We start from the raw sequence: 21,156 nt of genomic DNA, 5'->3' as shown, positions 1-21,156 counted from the left end.
TGGCAGGTGGCGCCGACAATCGGGGATCAGGGCGGCGGGAACGGCGGGGCGGATCACGGCCTGCCGGGCCGCGCGGCCGGGACCGGCCTCCGGGCGGCGGCGCCACCCCGCGGCCACGGGCCGCCATGGCGGGAAAGGTGGGGAACCCGTCGTCGCCGCCACCACGCGGCCCGCCGAGAATCGTCCGCACGGCGCAGCGAACCGTTCTCGTCGTCCTCTTCGACGACGTCCAGAGCCTCGACGCCACCGGCCCCGTGGAGGTCTTCGCCGGTGCCGAACGGCACACCCCGGGCATGGGCTCCCTGCTGCTGGGAGCCGCCGGACCGCTCAAGGGGGGCGCGACCTCCCACTGGCCGGCCCTGGAACAGCTGACGGCCCGGGGCGCCGAACCCACGGGCGGGCGCGTCGTCGTCGACGGCAAGTGCGTCACCGGGGCGGGCGTCTTGGCCGGGATCGACGGGGGACCGACCCTGGTCGGCCGGATCGGCGGCGACGACCTCGCCCGGTCCGTCCCGCCGGGCACGGAGTACGAATCCCGGCCGCCCTGCGACGCCGGATCCCCGGACAAGGCGCCCGCCCACCTGGTCGAGGCCCTGCGGGCCCGCGGCCGGTTCACCCTCCGGTGGACGCGCTCCAGGTGAAGTGCGGCGCCCTGCGCTCCAGGAACGCGGCGACCCCCTCGGCGGTGTCGCCGCTGCCGCGCGCCTGCCGCGCCCAGTGGGCGTCCCGGTCCGTGCGGCCGTCGGCGAACTCCTTCGCCGCTGCCTGGGTCAGCTGCGAGCGCGCCGTCAGGATCCGGGTGAACTCGGCGACCCGCTTGTCGAGTTCGCCCTCCGGCAGCACCTCGTCCACCAGGCCGGTGCGCAGCGCCCGCTCCGCGTCGACCAACTCGCCGGAGAACAACAGGTACTTGGCGGTGGCCGGCCCCACCAGGGAGACCAGCCGCCGAGTGGCGGAGGCGGGGTAGACGATCCCCAGCTTCGCGGGGGTCACCCCGAACAGCGCGCCGGCCTCGGCGAACCGCAGGTCGCAGGCCGCCGCGAGCTGCGCGCCGCCGCCCACGCAGTGCCCGCGCACCGCCGCCAGCGTCGGCTTCGGGAACGCCGCGAGGGCCTCCTCGGCACGCACCGCCAGCCGCTGCGCCTCGTCGGGCGAGCCGCGCAGCGTGGAGATGTCCGCGCCGGCGCAGAACGTGCCGCCCGCGCCCGTGAGCACCAGTGCCCGCACCCGCGGATCGGCCGCCAGGGCGTCCAGGAGGGGCGGCAGCGACCGCCACATCGCGGCCGTCATGGCGTTGCGCTTGGCCGGGTGGTGGACGACGACGGTGGCGACCGCGTCGGTGACCTCGTGCAGCAGCTGCGGCTCCATGCGCCGGATGCTATCCGCCCGGCCGGGCGGGCGATCACCGCGGGGCCCGGGCGGCAGCGGGCGGCGGCCGGCTCCGTGAAGGAACGGTTCGGCGGTGGCCGGTGCCGCGAGCGGTCCGGGCGGCCGGCGGTCGGTCCTGCGGCCGGCGCGGAACCCGTACAACCCGAAGAGTTCACGAAGCCGATCCGGACCGGACAGGAATGGTCACGTACGGGAAGAGGCCGTCCACATACGACCGCAATGTGCCGGGAAGCAGCTGACTTGTGTTCAGTGCTTGGGGCCGGGCACCGGGGCGCCAACACTCGACGGGTGGGGACAATCGAGCGCGAGGGCGGCGACCGGACGATGGACGACCACGGGCACGGGGACGGCCCGCGCCCAGCAGGCGGCACACAGGCACCCCGCGACGCCGAGCCGCCGGACCCGCTGCCGTACGAGGGAGTGTGGCGGTTCACCGCGCCGGCCGTCGACGCCTCCGTCCCGCAGGCCCGGCACGCGGTGCGGGACCTGCTGCGGCGCCAGGGCGTCCCGGCGCCGGGCGACCTCGTCCACGGACTGCTGCTGATCGTGTCGGAGCTGGTCACCAACGCCGTGCGGCACGCGGCGGTGCTGTCGCCGATGCTCGCGGTGGAGGTGGCCGTCGGCGCCGACTGGGTGCGGGTCGCCGTGGAGGACGCGCACCCCTACCGGCCGACCGCGCTCGAGACCGACCACGCCCGGACCGGCGGGCGCGGGCTGCTGCTGGTCCGCGAGATCGCCCGGGAGGCGGGCGGGGTCTGCGACGTCGAGCACACGGCGAGCGGCGGCAAGGTGATCTGGGCCGCCCTGCCGCTGGCCCCCAAGCGCTGAACCGCGGGCGTCACAGCCGTCCGCTCTCACGCGCCGGGACCGCCCACGCCACAGCCGCCCACGCCGGGCCGTCCCGTGACAGAACCGTCCCGTCCGTCGAGCGCCCGCACCGCGCGCCGGGTCCGCCTGTGCCGGAACCGCCCCCACCGACGAGCACCCGCGCGCCGGGCCGGGCCGTGTCACAGCCGCCCCGTCCGTCGAGCGCCCGCACCCGCACGCCGCTCCTGTCCCCTTACTGCCCGGCCGGGCCCGCGGACCTCACCACCCCGCGGGACCCGTCAGCTCCCTGATCGCCGGACGGGCCGCTTCGAGCACGGTCATGAACCAGGAGGAGAACGGGACCCGGGCGTGCCGCTCGGCCAGCTCGACGGGCGTCACGAACGCCGTGTCGCCGACCTCCTGCGCGTCCGGCCGCAGCGGGGCCTGCACCAGGCCGACGAAGAGGTGGTTGTACTCCTGCTCCACCAGGCCCGAGGCCGGGTCCGGGTGGTTGTAGCGGACCGTGCCCGCCTCGGCCAGCAGCGACGGCGAGATCCCCAGCTCCTCGTACGTGCGCCGGGCCGCGGCGGCGAAGGGCGCCTCACCGGGGTAGGGGTGGCCGCAGCAGGTGTTGGACCACACACCGGGGGAGTGGTACTTGCCGAGCGCGCGCTGCTGCAGCAGCAGCCTGCCCTGCTCGTCGAAGAGGAACACGGAGAAGGCGCGGTGCAGCTGCCCCGGCGGCTGGTGGGCGGCGAGCTTCTCCGCGGTGCCGATCGTCACACCGTCCTCGTCGACGAGTTCCAGCAAGATCGTGTCCACGGTGCCGTTCGACGAGTTGTGCGCAGCGGTGGCAGGTGTGATCGGCATACCCATCCTTCACATCGGTCCTCGAGCCCCAAGTCTGCCGCACGCGACCGGCACTCCCGGCACTTCCGGCCCGCCCGCATGTCCCGCGCGGGGCGTGGACGGCGGCCGGCACCGGCCGGCGCCGGCCGGTGCCGGAAGAGGGACCCGGTAGATGATCGTGCCCTGCGCGGCGCCCCCGGAACCGTCCGGGGACACCGCGCGGGGCGGGAGCGCGGGGGCGCTCAGTGGCACAGACCCGCCTCGTGCTCGGCGTGCCCGCCGGGCTCCAGCTGGAAGGTGCAGTGCTCCACGTCGAAGTGGTCCCCGAGGCAGCCCTGCAGTTCGTGCAGCAGCTTCTCGTGGCCGATGGCGCCCAGCAGCTCGGAGCTGACCACCACGTGCGCGGACAGCACGGGCAGACCGGAGGTGATCGTCCAGGCGTGCAGGTCGTGCACGTCCTCGACTCCGTCAAGGGCCAGGATGTGCGCCCGGACCTCGTCCATGTCGACGTCCTTCGGGGCCGCCTCCAGCAGCACGTCGAGGGTCTCGCGCAGCAGCTTGACGGTGCGCGGCACGATCAGCAGCCCGATGGCCAGCGAGGCGATCGGGTCGGCGGTCCGCCAGCCGGTGAGCAGGATCACCGCCGCCGAGATCATGACCGCCAGCGAACCGAGCGCGTCCGCGGCCACCTCCAGGAACGCGCCGCGCACGTTGAGGCTCTCCTTCTGGCCCCGCATCAGCAACGTCAGCGAGACGGAGTTCGCCACCAGGCCGATCAGACCGAACACGATCATCAGCCCGCCGTGGGTCTCGGCCGGGGTGACGAACCGCTGGATCGCCTCGAAGAGGACGTAACCGCCGACGCCGAGGAGCAGCAGGCAGTTGGCGAGCGCGGCGAGGATCTCGGCGCGGGCCAGGCCGAAGGTGCGGTTGCGGCTCGGCGGGCGGTTCGCGATGCGGATGGCGAACAGCGCCATCCCGAGCCCCAAGGCGTCGGTGGCCATGTGAGCGGCGTCCGCCACCAGCGCGAGGGAGTCCGCGAGCACACCGCCGACGATCTCCACCACCGTCACGGCGAGCGTGATCGACAGCGCGATGCGCAGGGTGCCGACGTGCGCGGCGGCCGCCGTGCCGGTGGCGCCGTGCGTGTGTGCGTGCCCGTGGTCGTGACCGGCCCCCATGAGACTGCCCGCCCTCCTGTGTTCCGTCCGGGATCACAGTGAACTACGGGGCGGGGGTATCGGGCAACGCGGCACTGAACACCGTTGTCATGTGCTCTGACCTGCGCAAACGAACCGCAGGTCAGAGCGCGACCACCCCGCGCGCCCCGGCGCGCACCCCGCGCGGGCCCACCGCCGTGACGCCCGCCCGGGCGTCCGCCCGGGGCGTCCGCCCGGATCGTCCGAGGTGGTGCGCCCGACGGCTCGTGGCGTGCACGACGGCTCGGGTGTGCGTGACGGCTCGGGGCGGCCCGGAGCGCGACGGCTCGCACCCCGCGGCGCGAGCGCCCCGGCGCGCGGACCGGCGGAGGCGGCGTGACGCGCCGGGCGTCCCCGCCCCCCGTCTCCCCGTCCCGTCCCCGCCACCCGCCGCACTGCCAGCCCGCGCCGAACCCCGCCACCGCGCGTATGCGACGTATGCCCGTTCTGGGGCGGTGGCGGGCGGCCGGAGTTTGTGGCCCGGCGCTCCTATCGCCCATGATGATCGCGGCGCAGGCTGGGGCGGACGACGTCGAGCGGTCCGTGAACGGGCGGTGAACGCGGCCCTTCGGGCATCCGATAGCCTTCGCCGACATGCCGCCCGGGTGCCTCAGGCAAGCGGCGCCCCATCATGCACATGACCGGCGCGGACGCGTCGGCACAGGGAGTGAGTTCGGTTGTCGACCGCCATCCTCACCGGTCAACCGGTCCCCGGTTCGTCGATCGAGGGCGATCTGCGGTCCCTCGGCTTCGAGGTCCGCCCCGCCGCCGACGCCGGCGACGCAGAGGCCCTCCTCGCCCAGGTGCCCGCCGGCCACCGTGTCGCCGTCGTCGACGCCGCCTTCGTCGGCCATCCGCACGCGCTGCGTCTGGGACTGACCGACCCCCGCTTCCCGCTGGCCGCCGTCCCCGGCGCCGTCACCGCGCAGCCCGCCGCCCGGCAGGCCCTCACCCGCGCGATGGCCCGGGAGACCACCGACCAGACCGGCGCCGCGCCGGCCGCCGACAGTCTCGCCGACCGGATCGCCGCCGCCCTCGACGCCGACGGCGCCGACGTGCACCGCCCGGAGCTGGGCAGTCTCGTGGCCGCCGTCCCCGCCGACCCCCAGGCGCGCAACGAGGCGCGGCAGGCCGTCGCCGCCGTCGACGACGAGGCCGTCCGCCTCAAGTCGGCCGTCAAGGCCCGCGACGGCTTCTTCACCACCTTCTTCATCAGCCCGTACTCGCGCTACATCGCCCGCTGGTGCGCCCGCCGCGGCCTGACCCCCAACCAGGTCACCACCGCCTCCCTGCTCACCGCCCTCATAGCGGCCGGCTGCGCCGCCACCGGCACCCGCGGCGGCTTCGTGGCCGCCGGCGTGCTGCTGATCGCCTCGTTCGTCCTGGACTGCACCGACGGACAGCTCGCCCGCTACTCCCTGCAGTACTCCACGCTCGGCGCCTGGCTGGACGCCACCTTCGACCGGGCCAAGGAGTACGCCTACTACGCCGGCCTCGCCCTCGGCGCGGCCCGCGGCGGCGACGACGTGTGGGCCCTCGCGCTGGGCGCCATGGTCCTGCAGACCTGCCGGCACGTGGTCGACTTCTCCTTCAACGAGGCCAACCACGACGCCACCGCCAACACCAGCCCCACCGCCGCCCTCTCCGACAAGCTCGACAGCGTCGGCTGGACGGTCTGGCTGCGCCGCATGATCGTCCTGCCCATCGGCGAACGCTGGGCGATGATCGCCGTCCTCACCGCGGTCACCACCCCCCGCATCACCTTCTACGCGCTGCTCGTCGGCTGCGCCTTCGCGGCGGCGTACACCACCGCGGGCCGGCTGCTGCGGTCGGTCACCCGCCGGGCCACCCGCACCGACCGCGCGGCCGCGGCGCTCGCCGACCTCGCCGACGGCGGACCGCTCGCCGGGGGCCTCGCACGCCTCTTCCGCGGCCCCGCCCGCCGGCTCCCCGGCGTCGCCGCCCCCGCCGTCGCCCTGCTCGGCGCCCTCGCCGTCGTCGCCGCGTCCGCGCTGACCGACTTCGGCGGGCCCTGGCCGCTCCTCGGCGCCCTCGTGTACGTCCTCACCTCGGCCCTCGCCGTGGCCCGCCCCCTCAAGGGCGCCCTGGACTGGCTGGTGCCGCCCTTCTTCCGCGCCGCCGAGTACGGCACCGTCCTGGCCCTGGCCGCCAGGGCCGATGTGAACGGGGCCTTGCCGGCGGCTTTCGGCCTGGTGGCGGCCGTCGCCTACCATCACTACGACACGGTGTACCGCATCCGCGGCGACGCCGGAGCGCCACCGGCCCGCCTGGTGCGCGCCATCGGGGGGCAGGAGGGGCGGACGCTGCTCGTCACCGTGCTCGCCGCGCTGCTCACCGCTGTCCAGTTCAAGGTCGCGCTCACGGCCCTCGCCGTGTTCGTGGCCGTGCTGGTGCTCACCGAGAGCATCCGCTTCTGGGTGGCCGCCCACAAGGACGGTGCACCCGCCGTACACGACGAAGGAGAACCCGCATGATCGGCCTCGTGCTGGCGGCCGGCGCCGGACGGCGCCTGCGCCCCTACACCGACACCCTGCCCAAGGCACTGGTGCCGGTGGGGCCCGAGGGTGCGGAGGACAGCATCACCGTGCTCGACATAGCGCTCGGCAACTTCGCCGAGGTGGGCCTGACCGAGGTCGGGATCATCGTCGGCTACCGCAAGGAGGCCGTCTACGAGCGCAAGGCCGCGCTGGAGCAGAAGTACGGCCTGAAGATCACCCTGATCGACAACGACAAGGCCGAGGAGTGGAACAACGCCTACTCCCTGTGGTGCGGCCGTGACGCCCTCAAGGACGGCGTCATCCTCGCCAACGGCGACACCGTCCACCCGGTCTCGGTCGAGAAGACCCTGCTCGCCGCGCGCGGCGACGGCAAGAAGATCATCCTCGCGCTGGACACCGTGAAGTCCCTGGCCGAGGAGGAGATGAAGGTCGTCGTCGACCCCGACAAGGGCGTCCAGAGGATCACCAAGCTGATGGACCCCGCGGAGGCCACCGGCGAGTACATCGGCGTCACCCTGATCGAGGGCGAGGCGGCCGAGGAGCTGGCCGACGCGCTGAAGGCCACCTTCGAGCGCGACCCGCAGCTCTACTACGAGGACGGCTACCAGGAGCTGGTCAACCGCGGCTTCAAGGTCGACGTGGCTCCGATCGGCGACGTCGCGTGGGTCGAGATCGACAACCACGACGACCTCGCCAAGGGCCGGGAGATCGCGTGCCGGTACTGACGAGGCTCATCCCCTCGCCGATCGTCGTCGACATCCGGCCGGGGGCGCTCGACGACCTGGCCGTGATCCTCTCCGACGAGCGGATCTCGCCCTCGGGACGGCTGGCCTTCGCCATCAGCAACGGCTCCGGCCGGGTGCTGCGCGAGCGGTTCGGCCCGGCCTTCCCGGGCGCCGACTGGTTCGCGGACGCGGACGGCACCATCGACGGTGCCGTCCGGCTCGCCGACTCCATCAAGAAGGCCGGCCGCTACGACGCGGTGGTCGGCGTCGGCGGCGGCAAGGTCATCGACTGCGCCAAGTACGCGGCGGCCCGCGTGGGCCTGCCGCTGGTCGCGGTCGCCACCAACCTGGCCAACGACGGACTGTGCTCGCCGGTCGCCACGCTCGACAACGACGCGGGCCGCGGCTCGTACGGGGTGCCCAACCCGATCGGCATCGTCATCGACCTCGACGTGATCCGCGAGGCGCCGGTGCGCTACGTCCGGGCCGGCATCGGCGACGTGATCTGCAAGATCTCCGCCGTGGCCGACTGGGAGCTGTCGCACCGCGAGACCGGCGAGAAGGTCGACGGCCTGGCCGCGGCCATGGCCCGCCAGGCCGCCGAGGCGGTGCTTCGCCACCCCGGCGGCATCGGCGACGACAAGTTCCTGACGACCCTCGCCGAGTCCCTGGTGCTGTGCGGCATCTCGATGTCGGTGGCCGGGGACAGCCGCCCCGCGTCGGGCGCCTGCCACGAGATCAGTCACGCGTTCGACCTGCGGTTCCCCAAGCGCAACGCGCTCCACGGCGAGCAGTGCGGCCTCGGCGGCGCCTTCGCCACGTACCTGCGCGGCGACACGGAGACGGCCGGGCGGATGGCCGACGTACTGCGCCACCACGGCCTGCCCGTCCTGCCGGGCGACATCGGCTTCGACCTGGACGAGTTCGTGCAGGCAGTCGACTTCGCCCCGCACACCCGCCCCGGCCGCTACACCATCCTCGAACACCTCGACCTCTCCACCGACCAGATCAGGGACGCATACGCCGACTATGCAAAAGCCATCGGTAGCTGAGCTCCGCCCGGTCGTCCACCCCGCGGGGGTGAAGGACCGGCGCAGCGGTGAGCACTGGGCCGGCCGGCTCTACATGCGCGAGCTGTCGCTGCGCATCGACCGGCACCTGGTGAACACCCGGGTCACGCCCAACCAGCTGACCTACCTGATGACCGTGTTCGGGGTCCTCGCGGCCCCGGCCCTCCTGGTGCCGGGGATCCCCGGCGCCGTGCTCGGCGTCGTCGCCGTCCAGCTCTACCTGCTGCTGGACTGCGTCGACGGCGAGGTCGCGCGCTGGAAGCAGCAGTTCTCGCTCGGCGGGGTCTACCTGGACCGGGTCGGGGCGTACCTGACCGACGCCGCCGTCCTGGTCGGGCTCGGCCTGCGCGCCGCCGACCTGTTCGGCAGCGGCCGGATCGACTGGCTGTGGGCCTTCCTCGGCACCCTGGCCGCCCTCGGCGCCATCCTGATCAAGGCGGAGACCGACCTCGTCGGCGTCGCCCGGCACCAGGGCGGACTGCCGCCGGTGAAGGAGGCCGCCTCCGAGCCGCGCTCCTCCGGCATGGCGCTGGCCCGCCGGGCCGCCGGGGCGCTGAAGTTCCACCGCCTGATCCTCGGGATCGAGGCGTCGCTGCTCATCCTGGTTCTCGCGATCGTGGACCAGGCCAGGGGCGACCTGTTCTTCACCCGGCTCGGCACCGCCGTCCTCGCGGGCATCGCCCTGCTGCAGACGCTGCTGCACCTGGTGTCCATCCTCGCCTCCAGCAGGCTGAAGTGAGCGGCGGCATGGACAGGGCACTGAAGGTCGGCGCGGTGATCATCACCATGGGCAACCGCCCCGACGAGCTGCGCGCGCTGCTGGACTCGGTGGCGAAGCAGGACGGCGACCGCGTCGAGGTCGTCGTCGTCGGCAACGGCTCGCCCGTCCCGGACGTCCCCGAGGGCGTACGGACGGTCGAGGTGCCGGAGAACCTCGGCATCCCCGGCGGCCGCAACGTCGGCATCGAGGCCTTCGGCCCCGGCGGCCGGGACGTCGACATCCTGCTGTTCCTCGACGACGACGGACTGCTGGCCCGGCCCGACACCGCCGAGCTGTGCCGGCAGGCCTTCGCGGCAGACCGGAAGCTGGGCATCGTCAGCTTCCGCATCGCCGACCCGGAGACCGGCGTCACCCAGCGCCGCCACGTGCCCCGGCTGCGCGCCTCCGACCCGATGCGATCCTCGCGGGTCACCACGTTCCTCGGCGGCGCGAACGCCGTGCGCACCCAGGTCTTCGCCGAGGTCGGCGGCCTGCCGGACGCGTTCTTCTACGCCCACGAGGAGACCGACCTGGCCTGGCGCGCCCTGGACGCGGGCTGGATGATCGACTACCGGTCCGACATGGTGCTGTACCACCCGACGACCGCGCCCTCCCGGCACGCCGTCTACCACCGCATGGTCGCCCGCAACCGGGTCTGGCTGGCCCGCCGCAACCTGCCCGCCCTCCTCGTCCCGGTCTACCTCGGGGTGTGGCTGCTGCTCACCCTCGCCCGCCGGCCCTCGCGCCCGGCCCTGAAGGCCTGGTTCGGCGGATTCCGGGAAGGCTGGAGCAGCCCGTGCGGACCGCGCCGGCCCATGAAGTGGCGCACGGTGTGGCGGCTCACCCGGCTGGGCCGGCCGCCGGTCATCTGAGAAGCTCGTTCCCGGCAGGGCCGGCCATCGCCCGGCCCGTGCCCGCGCCCCGCCGTGCAGCCGCGCCGGCTGCGCACGAGAAGACGAAAGCAAACCTTGTGAGTGAGACAACGCATGACGGCGGAGTCGCCCTCGGCGCGGCCGCGCCGCCCGACGAGGGCCTCCCGGCGGCGAAGCTCGCCGCCAAGTACGGGCTGTCCGTCAGCGGCGCCCGGCCTCCGCTCAGGGAGTACGTACGCCAGCTCTGGGGCCGGCGCCACTTCATCCTCGCCTTCTCCCAGGCCAAGCTGACCGCCCAGTACAGCCAGGCCAAGCTGGGCCAGGTCTGGCAGGTGGCGACCCCGCTGCTGAACGCGGCCGTGTACTACTTCATCTTCGGCCTCATCCTCAAGGCCAGTAAGGGGATGAGCCACGACGCGTACATCCCGTTCCTGGTGACCGGGGTGTTCGTGTTCACCTTCACCCAGAGCTCGGTCATGGCGGGCGTGCGCGCCATCTCCGGCAACCTGGGCCTGGTGCGGGCGCTGCACTTCCCGCGCGCCTCCCTGCCGATCTCCTTCGCGCTCCAGCAGCTCCAGCAGCTGCTGTTCTCGATGATCGTGGTCTTCGTCATCACGATCGGGTTCGGCAGCTACCCCAAGCCGTCCTGGCTCCTGATCGTCCCGGCGCTGGCGCTGCAGTTCCTGTTCAACTCCGGCCTGGCGCTGGTCCTGGCCCGGCTCGGCGCCAAGACCCCCGACCTCGCCCAGCTCATGCCGTTCGTCATGCGCACCTGGATGTACGCCTCAGGTGTGATGTTCTCCATCAGCGGCATGCTCGCCGGCAAGCCCGAGTGGTTCATCCGGCTGATGCAGGCGAACCCCGCCGCCGTCTACATGGACCTCGTGCGGTTCGCGCTGATCGACGGCTACGCCTCCTCGAACCTCCCGCCGCACGTGTGGGCGATCGCCCTGTTCTGGGCCGTGGTCGTGTTCGCCGGCGGCTTCGTGTTCTTCTGGAAGTCCGAGGAGAGGTACGGCCGTGGCTGAGCACAACACGACGGCGGGCGTCGCGCCGCAGGCCGGGGCACGGGTCCCCACCGTCATCGCGGACGAGCTGCACATCGTCTACCGCGTCAACGGCGCCCGGTCCGGCAAGGGCAGCGCCACCGCCGCCCTCAGCCGCATCGTCAAGCGCGGCTCGGGCGACTCGGCGCGGGGCGTGCGCAAGGTGCACGCCGTGCGGGGCGTCTCCTTCGTCGCCTACAAGGGCGAGGCCATCGGCCTGATCGGCTCCAACGGCTCCGGCAAGTCCACCCTGCTGCGCGCCATCGCGGGCCTGCTCCCGGCCGAGAAGGGCAAGGTCTACACCGACGGCCAGCCCTCCCTGCTCGGCGTGAACGCCGCCCTGATGAACGACCTGACCGGCGAGCGCAACGTCATCCTCGGCGGCCTGGCCATGGGCATGTCCCGCGAGGAGATCAAGGAGCGCTACCAGGACATCGTCGACTTCTCGGGGATCAACGAGAAGGGCGACTTCATCACCCTGCCGATGCGGACGTACTCCTCCGGCATGGCGGCCCGCCTGAGGTTCTCCATCGCCGCCGCCAAGGACCACGACGTCCTCATGATCGACGAAGCGCTGGCCACCGGCGACCGCGCCTTCCAGACCCGCTCCGAGGAGCGCATCCGGGAGCTGCGCAAGGAGGCCGGCACCGTCTTCCTGGTGAGCCACAACAACAAGTCGATCCGGGACACCTGCGACCGGGTGCTGTGGCTGGAACGCGGGGAACTGCGCATGGACGGCCCCACCGACGAGGTGCTCAAGGAGTACGAGAAGTTCACGGGCAAGTGAGCCCGGCCGCCGCGGGCCCCGCCGGAATCCTTCCGGCGGGGCCCGGCGTGTGCAAAGGAAACGTCAACTCCCGTGTCGCCAAGGAATCTTGATGGCGATCGGTGTGTTGTTGTGATGTGCAGGACACCCCCATGCGGCTCGCTGCGTTGTACAACGTAAGCTGTACCGGTCCCGGAAAGCGGCAAGTGGGGAGATAATGCGCGACACCCTCCATCAGAGCCGCCCCGCGGACGGCAGGGCGGCGTGTCCGAAATAGTGTGTGTCGGGTCGGCAGTGTAGAACGGGAGATGTGACGGCAATGGCTACGGAAACTCCCCAGCTCAACGCAGCATGTGCCGTCCACGCCCCGGGCAGCGGGCGATGACGCGAACCGTCACGGCGCGCGATGCGGAACGCGCCACCCTCGACAAGGCCGCGGGCGAGAACTTCCCCGTGGCACCGTTCTTCCTGCCCCGCCCCTGGCGCGCCGACCTCATGGCCGTCTACGGCTTCGCCCGGCTCGTCGACGACATCGGCGACGGCGACCTGGCCCCCGGCGGCGCCGACGCCCGGCTCCTCGGCGTGTCCGCCGCCGACGCGGAGGACCGCCTCGTCCTCCTCGACGCCTTCGAGGCCGACCTGCGCCGGGTCTTCACCGGCACGCCCCGCCACCCGCTGCTGCGCCGGCTGGAGCCCACCGTCCGCCGGTGCTCCCTGACCCCCGAGCCGTTCCTCGGCCTGATCGCCGCCAACCGCCAGGACCAGCTCGTCACCCGGTACGAGTCCTACGACGACCTCCTCGCCTACTGCGAGCTGTCCGCCAACCCCGTCGGCCGTCTGGTCCTCGGCGTCACCGGCACCTCGACCCCCGAGCGGATCCGCCGCTCCGACGCGATCTGCACCGCCCTGCAGATCGTCGAGCACCTCCAGGACGTCAAGGAGGACCTCGGCCGCGACCGCGTCTACCTGCCCGCCGCCGACATGAAGCGCTTCCACGTCCGGGAGACGGACCTCGCGGCGCCCACCGCCGGCGCATCGGTGCGCGCCCTGGTCGCGTACGAGGCGGAACGCGCCCGCGATCTCCTGAATGAAGGCGCCCCCCTGGTGGGTAGCGTCCACGGCAGGCTGAAGCTGCTGCTCGCGGGGTTCGTGGCGGGGGGAAGGTCGGCGATCGACGCGATCACCGCCGCCGGATACGACGTACTTCCCGGCCCGCCCAAGCCCGGCAAGGTCCAGTTGCTGCGCGAGGTGGGCGTGACTCTGCGAGGAGAGGGGTGATCCGGGCAGTGGAGTCGGAACAGCACGCGTCCGCACCGGTACTCGCCGCCTACAGCTACTGCGAGGCCGTCACCGGGCAGCAGGCCCGCAACTTCGCCTACGGCATCAGGCTGCTGCCGACGTCCAAGCGCCGCGCGATGTCGGCGCTGTACGCGTTCTCCCGGCGCGTCGACGACATCGGCGACGGCGCGCTGGCGGACGACGTCAAGGCCGCCCGGCTCAAGGACACCCGGGTGCTGCTCGACAGGATCCGCGACGGCGCGGTCGAGGACGACGACACCGACCCCGTCGCCGTGGCCCTCGCCCACGCGGCCCGCGCCTTCCCGATCCCGCTCGACGGCCTCGACGAACTCATCGACGGCGTCCTCGCCGACGTCCGCGGCGAGACCTACGAGACCTGGGACGACCTCAAGGTCTACTGCCGCTGCGTGGCCGGGGCCATCGGACGGCTCTCCCTCGGCGTGTTCGGCACCGAACCCGGCGCGCGGGGCGCCGAGCGCGCCCCCGAGTACGCCGACACGCTGGGGCTCGCGCTCCAGCTCACCAACATCCTCCGCGACGTCCGCGAGGACGCCGAGGGCGGGCGCACCTACCTGCCCGCCGACGACCTCGCCAAGTTCGGCTGCTCGGCCGGGTTCGACGGACCGAACCCGCCGGAGGGCTCCGACTTCGCGGGCCTGGTCCACTTCGAAGTACGGCGCGCCCGCGCCCTGTTCGCCGAGGGCTACCAGCTGCTGCCCATGCTGGACCGGCGCAGCGGCGCCTGCGTCGCCGCCATGGCCGGCATCTACCGGCGGCTGCTCGACCGCATCGCCCGCGACCCCGAGGCCGTGCTGCGCGGCCGGGTCTCCCTGCCCGGCCGGGAGAAGGCGTACGTGGCCGTGCGCGGGCTGTCCGGCCTCGACACCCGGCATGTGAGCAGGCAGGCCGTCAGGAGGCGTGCCTGATGGACGCACAGGTCTTCACCGCCCGATCCGGCGAGGGCCGGCGGGCAACCCCGCGGTGCCGGACGGCGTCACTGACGGCGACGACCGGCCGCGGGGCACCCGCGCACCGCGGCGGACGCACCGGGGAGGGCGCACGATGACCGACGGCACGCGACCGCAGCAAGCGCTCGCCGGCACGCACCGCCCCTCGGGCCGGCACGCGGTCGTGGTCGGCGGCGGGCTGGCCGGGCTCACCTGCGCGCTCGCGCTCGCCGACGCGGGCGTGCGCGTGACGCTGCTGGAGGGCCGGCCCCGTCTGGGCGGGCTCGCCTTCTCCTTCCGGCGCGGCGACCTCACCGTCGACAACGGGCAGCACGTCTACCTGCGCTGCTGCACCGCCTACCGCTGGTTCCTCGACCGCATCGGCGGCGCGGCCCTCGCCCCGCTGCAAAGCCGCCTCGACGTACCCGTCCTGGACCTCGCGAGGCCCGAGGGACGACGGCTCGGCAGACTCCGCCGCGACCCGCTGCCCGTACCCCTGCATCTGGGGCGCAGCCTCGCCTCCTACCCGCACCTCTCGCTCGCCGAGCGCGCCCGGGTCGGCCGCGCCGCACTCGCGCTCAAGGCCCTCGACCTCACCGACCCGGCCCTGGACGACGTGGACTTCGGCAGCTGGCTGGCCGCGCACGGCCAGTCCGCGCGGGCCGTCGAGGCACTGTGGGACCTCGTCGGGGTCGCCACCCTCAACGCGAGAGCCGCCGACGCCTCACTGGGGCTCGCCGCGATGGTGTTCAAGACCGGTCTGCTGTCCGACCCGGGCGCCGCCGACATCGGCTGGGCCCGCGTCCCGCTGGGCGAACTGCACGACCGGCTGGCCCGCAGGGCGCTCGACTCCGCGGGCGTGCGTACCGAGGTCCGTACACGCGTCACCTCCGTCTCCTTCGACGAGAACGGCGGCTGGAGCGTTCAGATTCCCGGCGAGACGCTCGAGGCCGACGCGGTCGTCCTCGCCGTACCGCAGCGCGAGGCGCACGACCTGCTGCCGGCGGGCGCCCTTGACGCGCCGCAGCGGCTGCTGGAGATCGGCACCGCGCCCATCCTCAACGTCCACGTCCGCTACGACCGCAAGGTGCTCGACGCGCCCTTCGTGGCCGCCCTCGGCACCCCGGTGCAGTGGGTCTTCGACCGCACCGAGGCCTCCGGACTGACGCACGGCCAGTACCTGGCGCTGTCCCAGTCGGTGGCGCAGGACGAGATCGACACGCCCGTCGCCGTCCTGCGCGAGCGCTACCTGCCCGAGCTGCGGCGTCTGCTGCCCCGTTCGCGCGACGCCGAGGTCGTGGACTTCTTCGTGACCCGGGAGCGCACGGCGACGTTCGCCCCCACCCCCGGCGTCGGCCGGCTGAGGCCCGGCGCCCGCACCAAGGCACCCGGCCTGTACCTGGCCGGAGCGTGGACCGCCACCGGGTGGCCCGCGACCATGGAGAGTGCGGTCCGCAGCGGCGTGAGCGCGGCGGACGCCGCGCTGCCCGCGCTCGGCAGGCCCCGCCCGACCCGCCTCTTCCTCCCCGAGGAGGCGGCCGCATGACGCTCGACCAGCAGCCGGCGGCAGGCCCCCGTACCTCCGGCACCGTGACAAGAGGAGAGACTGTGCCCACTGTGCCCCCGGCCTCGACGGCCGCTCGGACCGCGGTGGACGTGACCGCGCTGTTGGAGCGCGGCCGGACCCTGGCCACCCCGGTCCTTCGGGCGGCCGTCGACCGACTGGCCCCTCCGATGGACACCGTCGCCGCCTACCACTTCGGCTGGATCGACGCCGCGGGCAACCCGGCGCACGGGGACGGCGGCAAGGCCGTGCGCCCCGCCCTCGCCGTCCTGTCCGCCGAGGTCACCGGCGCCGCGCCCGAGGCCGGCGTGCCCGGCGCGGTCGCCGTGGAACTCGTGCACAACTTCTCGCTGCTGCACGACGACCTGATGGACGGCGACGAGCAGCGCCGGCACCGCGACACCGTCTGGAAGGTGCACGGCCCCGCCCAGGCCATCCTGGTCGGTGACGCCCTGTTCGCCCTGGCCAACGAGGTCCTGCTGGAGCTCGGCACGGTCGAGGCCGGCCGCGCCACCCGCCGGCTGACCACCGCGAGCCGCGCCCTGATCGACGGCCAGGCGCAGGACATCTCCTACGAGCACCGCGACCGGGTCAGCGTCGAGGAGTGCCTGGAGATGGAGGGCAACAAGACCGGCGCCCTGCTCGCCTGCGCCTCCTCCATCGGCGCCGTGCTCGGCGGCGCCGACGACCGCACGGCCGACACCCTGGAGAAGTACGGCTACCACCTCGGCCTGGCCTTCCAGGCCGTCGACGACCTCCTCGGCATCTGGGGCGACCCGGACGCCACCGGCAAGCAGACCTGGAGCGACCTGCGCCAGCGTAAGAAGTCCCTGCCGGTCGTGGCCGCGCTCGCGGCGGGCGGCGACGCCTCCGAGCGGCTCGGCGAGATCCTCGCCGCCGACGCCAAGAGCAGCGACTTCGAGAACTTCTCCGAGGAGGAGTTCGCGGCCCGCGCCGCCCTCATCGAGGAGGCGGGCGGCCGCGAATGGACGGCCGAGGAAGCGCGCCGTCAGCACACCATCGCCATCGAAGCCCTCGACGCCGTGGACATGCCCGACCAGGTGCGGTCCGCCTTCACGGCGCTCGCCGACTTCGTCGTCGTACGAAAGAGATGATCCCTATCGGTCGAACCACCCTCGCTTAGTCGCCGGCCGGTGCAGGAAGGTTTCGGGCACCGGCCGACGGCGGACCCACAGCAGCACGACTTGCACGACTGCACGAAGGGGAAGCCATGACAGCGACGACCGACGGAAGCACCGGGGCGACACTGCCGACCCGCGCTGCCGCGGCCAGCGAACCCGTACTCACCACCCCCGTCGCGGCCGGGGTACAACAAGCCGCGGAGCACGCCGTGAGGCGTGCCACCGACTTCCTGCTGAGCAAGCAGGACGCCGAGGGCTGGTGGAAGGGCGACCTCGAGACCAACGTCACGATGGACGCCGAAGACCTGCTCCTGCGCCAGTTCCTGGGCATCCAGGACGAGGCGACCACCCACGCCGCCGCGCTCTTCATCCGCGGCGAGCAGCGCGAGGACGGCACCTGGGCCACCTTCTACGGCGGACCCGGCGAGCTGTCCGCCACCATCGAGGCCTACGTCGCCCTGCGCCTGGCCGGCGACGCGCCCGACGCCCCGCACATGGCGAAGGCCGCCGCCTGGGTCCGCGCCGCGGGCGGCATCGCCGCCGCGCGCGTCTTCACCCGGATCTGGCTCGCCCTGTTCGGCTGGTGGAAATGGGAAGACCTGCCCGAACTCCCGCCCGAGCTCATCTACTTCCCCACGTGGGTCCCGCTCAACATCTACGACTTCGGCTGCTGGGCCCGGCAGACCATCGTGCCGCTCACCATCGTCTCCGCGAAGCGGCCGGTGCGCCCCGCGCCGTTCCCGCTGGACGAGCTGCACACCGACCCCGTCCACCCCAACCCGGTCAAGCCCCTGGCACCGGCGGCGAGTTGGGACGGCGCCTTCCAGCGCATCGACAAGGTCCTGCACGCCTACCGCAAGGCGGCGCCCAAGCGGCTGCGCCGGAACGCCATGAACACCGCCGCCCGCTGGATCATCGAAAGGCAGGAGAACGACGGCTGCTGGGGCGGCATCCAGCCGCCGGCCGTGTACTCGATCATCGCGCTGCACCTGATGGGTTACGACCTGAAGCATCCCGTGATGCGCGCGGGCCTGGAGTCGCTGGACCGTTTCGCCGTGTGGCGCGAGGACGGCTCGCGGATGATCGAGGCCTGCCAGTCGCCGGTCTGGGACACCTGCCTGGCCACCATCGCGCTCGCCGACGCCGGACTGCCCGCCGACCACCCGCAACTGGTGAAGGCGGCGGACTGGATGCTGGGCGAGGAGATCGTCCGGCCCGGCGACTGGTCGGTGCGCCGCCCCGGACTGCCGCCCGGCGGCTGGGCGTTCGAGTTCCACAACGACAACTACCCCGACATCGACGACACCGCCGAGGTGGCCCTCGCCCTGCGCCGGGTCCGCCACCACGACCCGGAGCGGGTGGACCGGGCCATCGGACGCGGGGTCCGCTGGAGCCTCGGCATGCAGTCGAAGAACGGCGCCTGGGGCGCCTTCGACGTCGACAACACCAGCCCCTTCCCCAACCGGCTGCCGTTCTGCGACTTCGGCGAGGTCATCGACCCGCCGTCGGCCGACGTCACCGCGCACGTGGTGGAGATGCTCGCGGCCGAGGGCCTCGCCCACGACCCGCGCACCCGGCGCGGCATCCGGTGGCTGCTGGCCGAACAGGAGCCGGACGGCTCGTGGTTCGGCCGCTGGGGCGTCAACTACCTGTACGGCACCGGGTCCGTCGTCCCCGCCCTGACCGCCGCCGGCCTGCCCGGCTCCCACCCGGCCATCCGCCGCGCGGTGGCCTGGCTGGAGAGCGTGCAGAACGACGACGGCGGCTGGGGCGAGGACCTGCGCTCCTACAAGGACGCCCGGAAGTGGGGCGGCAAGGGCGCCTCCACCGCCTCGCAGACCGCGTGGGCGCTGATGGCGCTGCTGGCGGCAGGGGAGAAGGACTCCAAGGCCGTGGAGCGCGGCGTCGCGTGGCTGGCGGACACCCAGCGGGAGGACGGTTCCTGGGACGAGCCGTACTTCACCGGCACCGGCTTCCCCTGGGACTTCTCCATCAACTACCACCTCTACCGACAGGTGTTCCCGCTCACCGCGCTCGGCCGGTACGTCCACGGCGACCCGTTCGCCGAGAAGGCGCCGGCCGGCCGCCCCCTCGCCGAGGCCAAGGGCAGCTGATGGCGACCCAGCCCGCCCCGGCCCCGCTGCTGATCGCCTGCGCGCTCGGCATCGAGCACCTCGCTCTGCGCATGGGCGAGAGGGGCGCGCGGCGCCGGGGCGGCGTCCTGCACCCCGGCACCGCGCCGGACGGGTGGGGCGCGGGCGGGTCCGTCACCGTCCTGCGCACCGGCATGGGACCCCGCGCGGCGGAGAGCTCCGTCGCCGGGGCCCTGGCTGGGCCGGAGCTGGAGCGGGCCGCCGTACTGGCCACCGGCTTCTGCGCCGGACTCGCCCCCGGCATGCACCCCGGCGACCTGGTCGTCGCCGAGGAGACCCGGGACCCGCGCGGGACCGTCCCGTGCGTGGGCGCCGAACTGCTCGTCAAGGAACTCAGCCGCGCCCTGCCCGGACGCACCGTCCACACCGGGCCGCTCACCGGCTCCGACCACGTCGTGCGGGGCCCGGAGCGGTCCGATCTGCGCGCCACCGGCGCGATCGCGGTCGACATGGAGTCGGCCGCCACCCTGCTGAGCGCCGTGCGCACGGGCGTGCGCCCGGTTGCGGCCGTCCGGGTGGTCGTGGACGCCCCGGAACACGAACTCGTCCGGATCGGCACCGTGCGCGGTGGAATATCAGCCTTCCGTGTACTCCGTTCCGTACTGCCGACTTTCTTCGAATGGCACCGCAATGTGCTACTCCACAGGAGGTGAGCCAGATGGCCATGCCACTGCGCCAGTCCATCAAGGTCGCTACATATCTGGCCGAACAGAAGCTCCGCAAGCGGGACAAGTTCCCGCTGATCGTGGAGCTGGAACCGCTTTTCGCCTGCAACCTGAAGTGCGAGGGCTGCGGCAAGATCCAGCACCCGGCCGGGGTGCTGAAGCAGCGCATGCCGGTCGCCCAGGCCGTCGGGGCGGTGCTGGAGTCGGGCGCGCCGATGGTGTCCATCGCCGGCGGTGAACCCCTGATGCACCCCCAGATCGACGAGATCGTGCGTCAGCTGGTGGCCAAGCGGAAATACGTCTTCCTGTGCACCAACGCGATGCTGCTGCGCAAGAAGATGGACAAGTTCCGGCCCTCTCCCTACTTCGCCTTCGCCGTGCACATCGACGGGCTGCGCGAGCGGCACGACGAGTCGGTGGCGAAGGAAGGCGTGTTCGACGAGGCCGTGGCGGCCATCAAGGAGGCCAAGCGGCGCGGCTTCCGGGTGACCACCAACTCCACGTTCTTCAACACCGACACCCCGCAGACCATCGTCGAGGTCCTCGACTTCCTCAACGACGACCTCAAGGTGGACGAGATGATGATCTCGCCCGCCTACGCCTACGAGAAGGCGCCCGACCAGGAGCACTTCCTGGGCGTGGAGCAGACCCGCGAACTGTTCAAGAAGGCCTTCTCGGGCGGCAACCGGCGCAAGTGGCGGCTCAACCACTCCCCGCTCTTCCTGGACTTCCTGGAGGGCAAGGTCGACTTCCCGTGCACCGCGTGGGCGATCCCGAACTACTCGCTCTTCGGCTGGCAGCGCCCCTGCTACCTGATGAGCGACGGTTACGTGCCCACCTACCGCGAGCTCATCGAGAAGACCGACTGGGACAAGTACGGCCGGGGCAAGGACCCGCGCTGCGCCAACTGCATGGCGCACTGCGGCTACGAGCCCACCGCCGTGCTGGCCACCATGGGGTCGCTGAAGGAGTCCCTGCGCGCCATGCGCGAGACCGTCTCAGGAAACCGGGACTGAGGCCATGACCGCCATCTCCTTGGGAGTCCCCGAGGTACCGGCCCGGCCGATCGCCGAGCGGCGCGTGTCGCGGCAGATCCACGTCGGGCCGGTGGCGGTCGGGGGCGGCGCGCCGGTGTCGGTGCAGTCGATGACGACGACGCGTACGTCGGACATCGGTGCGACGTTGCAGCAGATCGCGGAGCTGACGGCGTCGGGCTGTCAGATCGTGCGGGTGGCGTGTCCGACGCAGGACGACGCGGACGCGCTGGCGACGATCGCGCGGAAGTCGCGGATTCCGGTGATCGCGGACATCCACTTCCAGCCGAAGTACGTGTTCGCCGCGATCGAGGCGGGGTGTGCGGCGGTGCGGGTGAACCCGGGGAACA

General features: G+C 72.9%; 20 protein-coding genes and 1 pseudogene. 18 read left to right on the top strand and 3 right to left on the bottom strand.

Features of this window, described 5'->3' with window-relative positions:
- Positions 1-137 precede the first annotated feature (137 nt).
- On the top strand, positions 138-641 hold the full coding sequence (locus ACH5A8_RS05650) for a hypothetical protein (protein WP_398998328.1): 504 nt from the start codon (positions 138-140) through the stop codon (positions 639-641).
- Here the strand turns inward: ACH5A8_RS05650 and ACH5A8_RS05645 are convergent.
- On the bottom strand, positions 613-1,368 hold the full coding sequence (locus tag ACH5A8_RS05645; RefSeq protein WP_398998326.1) for an enoyl-CoA hydratase/isomerase family protein: 756 nt from the start codon (positions 1,366-1,368) through the stop codon (positions 613-615). The genes ACH5A8_RS05650 and ACH5A8_RS05645 overlap by 29 nt on opposite strands.
- Before the next feature lie 345 nt (positions 1,369-1,713).
- Here ACH5A8_RS05645 and ACH5A8_RS05640 point away from each other — a divergent pair, with 345 nt between their 5' ends.
- Positions 1,714-2,217: an ATP-binding protein gene (locus tag ACH5A8_RS05640; protein ID WP_398999745.1), complete on the top strand. Its 504-nt coding sequence runs from the start codon at positions 1,714-1,716 to the stop codon at positions 2,215-2,217.
- Between the two features lie 258 nt (positions 2,218-2,475).
- Here the strand turns inward: ACH5A8_RS05640 and idi are convergent, their stop codons facing one another.
- Positions 2,476-3,066: an isopentenyl-diphosphate Delta-isomerase gene (gene idi / locus ACH5A8_RS05635; protein ID WP_398998324.1), complete on the bottom strand. Its 591-nt coding sequence runs from the start codon at positions 3,064-3,066 to the stop codon at positions 2,476-2,478.
- Between the two features lie 221 nt (positions 3,067-3,287).
- Positions 3,288-4,226: a cation diffusion facilitator family transporter gene (locus tag ACH5A8_RS05630; RefSeq protein ID WP_398998322.1), complete on the bottom strand. Its 939-nt coding sequence runs from the start codon at positions 4,224-4,226 to the stop codon at positions 3,288-3,290.
- 695 nt (positions 4,227-4,921) lie between these two features.
- Between ACH5A8_RS05630 and ACH5A8_RS05625 the strand changes: the two genes are divergently transcribed.
- The 16 genes and pseudogenes from ACH5A8_RS05625 to ACH5A8_RS05550 all read left to right on the top strand — a co-directional run.
- Entirely contained in the window at positions 4,922-6,739 is a 1,818-nt protein-coding gene (locus ACH5A8_RS05625) for a DUF5941 domain-containing protein (protein WP_398998320.1), read from the top strand.
- Complete coding sequence (locus ACH5A8_RS05620) at positions 6,736-7,488, top strand: sugar phosphate nucleotidyltransferase (protein WP_398998318.1); 753 nt, start codon at positions 6,736-6,738, stop codon at positions 7,486-7,488. The genes ACH5A8_RS05625 and ACH5A8_RS05620 overlap by 4 nt, the downstream gene beginning before the upstream one ends.
- On the top strand, positions 7,476-8,540 hold the full coding sequence (locus ACH5A8_RS05615) for an iron-containing alcohol dehydrogenase family protein (protein WP_398998316.1): 1,065 nt from the start codon (positions 7,476-7,478) through the stop codon (positions 8,538-8,540). The genes ACH5A8_RS05620 and ACH5A8_RS05615 overlap by 13 nt, the downstream gene beginning before the upstream one ends.
- Positions 8,518-9,297 (top strand): CDP-alcohol phosphatidyltransferase family protein, encoded by a 780-nt coding sequence (locus tag ACH5A8_RS05610; RefSeq protein WP_398998313.1) that lies wholly within the window; start codon positions 8,518-8,520, stop codon positions 9,295-9,297. The genes ACH5A8_RS05615 and ACH5A8_RS05610 overlap by 23 nt, the downstream gene beginning before the upstream one ends.
- An 8-nt stretch (positions 9,298-9,305) precedes the next feature.
- Positions 9,306-10,190, top strand: a complete 885-nt coding sequence (locus ACH5A8_RS05605; protein ID WP_398998311.1) for a glycosyltransferase family 2 protein — start codon at positions 9,306-9,308, stop codon at positions 10,188-10,190.
- A 98-nt stretch (positions 10,191-10,288) separates the two neighbouring features.
- On the top strand, positions 10,289-11,218 hold the full coding sequence (locus tag ACH5A8_RS05600; protein WP_398998309.1) for an ABC transporter permease: 930 nt from the start codon (positions 10,289-10,291) through the stop codon (positions 11,216-11,218).
- Positions 11,211-12,023, top strand: a complete 813-nt coding sequence (locus ACH5A8_RS05595) for an ABC transporter ATP-binding protein (RefSeq protein WP_398998307.1) — start codon at positions 11,211-11,213, stop codon at positions 12,021-12,023. The genes ACH5A8_RS05600 and ACH5A8_RS05595 overlap by 8 nt, the downstream gene beginning before the upstream one ends.
- Positions 12,024-12,383: 360 nt before the next feature.
- On the top strand, positions 12,384-13,280 hold the full coding sequence (hpnC, locus tag ACH5A8_RS05590) for a squalene synthase HpnC (protein WP_398998305.1): 897 nt from the start codon (positions 12,384-12,386) through the stop codon (positions 13,278-13,280).
- Complete coding sequence (hpnD, locus tag ACH5A8_RS05585; protein WP_398998303.1) at positions 13,277-14,227, top strand: presqualene diphosphate synthase HpnD; 951 nt, start codon at positions 13,277-13,279, stop codon at positions 14,225-14,227. The genes hpnC and hpnD overlap by 4 nt, the downstream gene beginning before the upstream one ends.
- Positions 14,227-14,304: pseudogene (locus ACH5A8_RS05580) on the top strand (hypothetical protein); the annotation flags it as partial. The gene hpnD and the pseudogene ACH5A8_RS05580, both read left to right, overlap by 1 nt.
- Positions 14,283-15,794, top strand: a complete 1,512-nt coding sequence (gene hpnE / locus ACH5A8_RS05575) for a hydroxysqualene dehydroxylase HpnE (RefSeq protein ID WP_398998301.1) — start codon at positions 14,283-14,285, stop codon at positions 15,792-15,794. The pseudogene ACH5A8_RS05580 and the gene hpnE, both read left to right, overlap by 22 nt.
- Positions 15,795-15,865: 71 nt before the next feature.
- Complete coding sequence (locus ACH5A8_RS05570; protein ID WP_398999743.1) at positions 15,866-16,927, top strand: polyprenyl synthetase family protein; 1,062 nt, start codon at positions 15,866-15,868, stop codon at positions 16,925-16,927.
- A 116-nt stretch (positions 16,928-17,043) separates the two neighbouring features.
- A complete protein-coding gene (gene shc / locus ACH5A8_RS05565; RefSeq protein ID WP_398998299.1) occupies positions 17,044-19,068 on the top strand; it encodes a squalene--hopene cyclase in 2,025 nt (674 codons plus the stop codon).
- Entirely contained in the window at positions 19,068-19,760 is a 693-nt protein-coding gene (locus ACH5A8_RS05560; RefSeq protein WP_398998297.1) for a 1-hydroxy-2-methyl-2-butenyl 4-diphosphate reductase, read from the top strand. Before shc ends, ACH5A8_RS05560 begins: the two co-directional genes overlap by 1 nt.
- 5 nt (positions 19,761-19,765) lie before the next feature.
- Entirely contained in the window at positions 19,766-20,788 is a 1,023-nt protein-coding gene (gene hpnH, locus ACH5A8_RS05555; RefSeq protein WP_398998295.1) for an adenosyl-hopene transferase HpnH, read from the top strand.
- Between the two features lie 4 nt (positions 20,789-20,792).
- Positions 20,793-21,156 (top strand): flavodoxin-dependent (E)-4-hydroxy-3-methylbut-2-enyl-diphosphate synthase (locus tag ACH5A8_RS05550; RefSeq protein WP_398998294.1); only part of this gene is annotated, 364 nt, incomplete at its 3' end.

This window comes from Streptomyces sp. NPDC018610 (assembly GCF_044391765.1).
In the GTDB taxonomy this organism is placed as follows: Bacteria; Actinomycetota; Actinomycetes; order Streptomycetales; family Streptomycetaceae; genus Streptomyces.
The sequence above is the reverse complement of the archived record's forward strand: the minus strand, read 5'-3'. Positions and strand labels throughout refer to the sequence as shown.

Bases quoted from the DNA above. Each gene is read 5' to 3' on its own strand.
- ACH5A8_RS05645 (WP_398998326.1), bottom strand. From the start codon at position 1,368: ATGGAGCCGCAGCTGCTGCACGAGGTCACCGACGCGGTCGCCACCGTC.
- ACH5A8_RS05640 (WP_398999745.1), top strand. From the start codon at position 1,714: ATGGACGACCACGGGCACGGGGACGGCCCGCGCCCAGCAGGCGGCACA.
- idi (WP_398998324.1), bottom strand. From the start codon at position 3,066: ATGCCGATCACACCTGCCACCGCTGCGCACAACTCGTCGAACGGCACC.
- ACH5A8_RS05630 (WP_398998322.1), bottom strand. From the start codon at position 4,226: ATGGGGGCCGGTCACGACCACGGGCACGCACACACGCACGGCGCCACC.
- ACH5A8_RS05620 (WP_398998318.1), top strand. From the start codon at position 6,736: ATGATCGGCCTCGTGCTGGCGGCCGGCGCCGGACGGCGCCTGCGCCCC.
- ACH5A8_RS05610 (WP_398998313.1), top strand. From the start codon at position 8,518: ATGCAAAAGCCATCGGTAGCTGAGCTCCGCCCGGTCGTCCACCCCGCG.
- ACH5A8_RS05605 (WP_398998311.1), top strand. From the start codon at position 9,306: ATGGACAGGGCACTGAAGGTCGGCGCGGTGATCATCACCATGGGCAAC.
- hpnC (WP_398998305.1), top strand. From the start codon at position 12,384: ATGACGCGAACCGTCACGGCGCGCGATGCGGAACGCGCCACCCTCGAC.
- shc (WP_398998299.1), top strand. From the start codon at position 17,044: ATGACAGCGACGACCGACGGAAGCACCGGGGCGACACTGCCGACCCGC.
- ACH5A8_RS05560 (WP_398998297.1), top strand. From the start codon at position 19,068: ATGGCGACCCAGCCCGCCCCGGCCCCGCTGCTGATCGCCTGCGCGCTC.
- hpnH (WP_398998295.1), top strand. From the start codon at position 19,766: ATGGCCATGCCACTGCGCCAGTCCATCAAGGTCGCTACATATCTGGCC.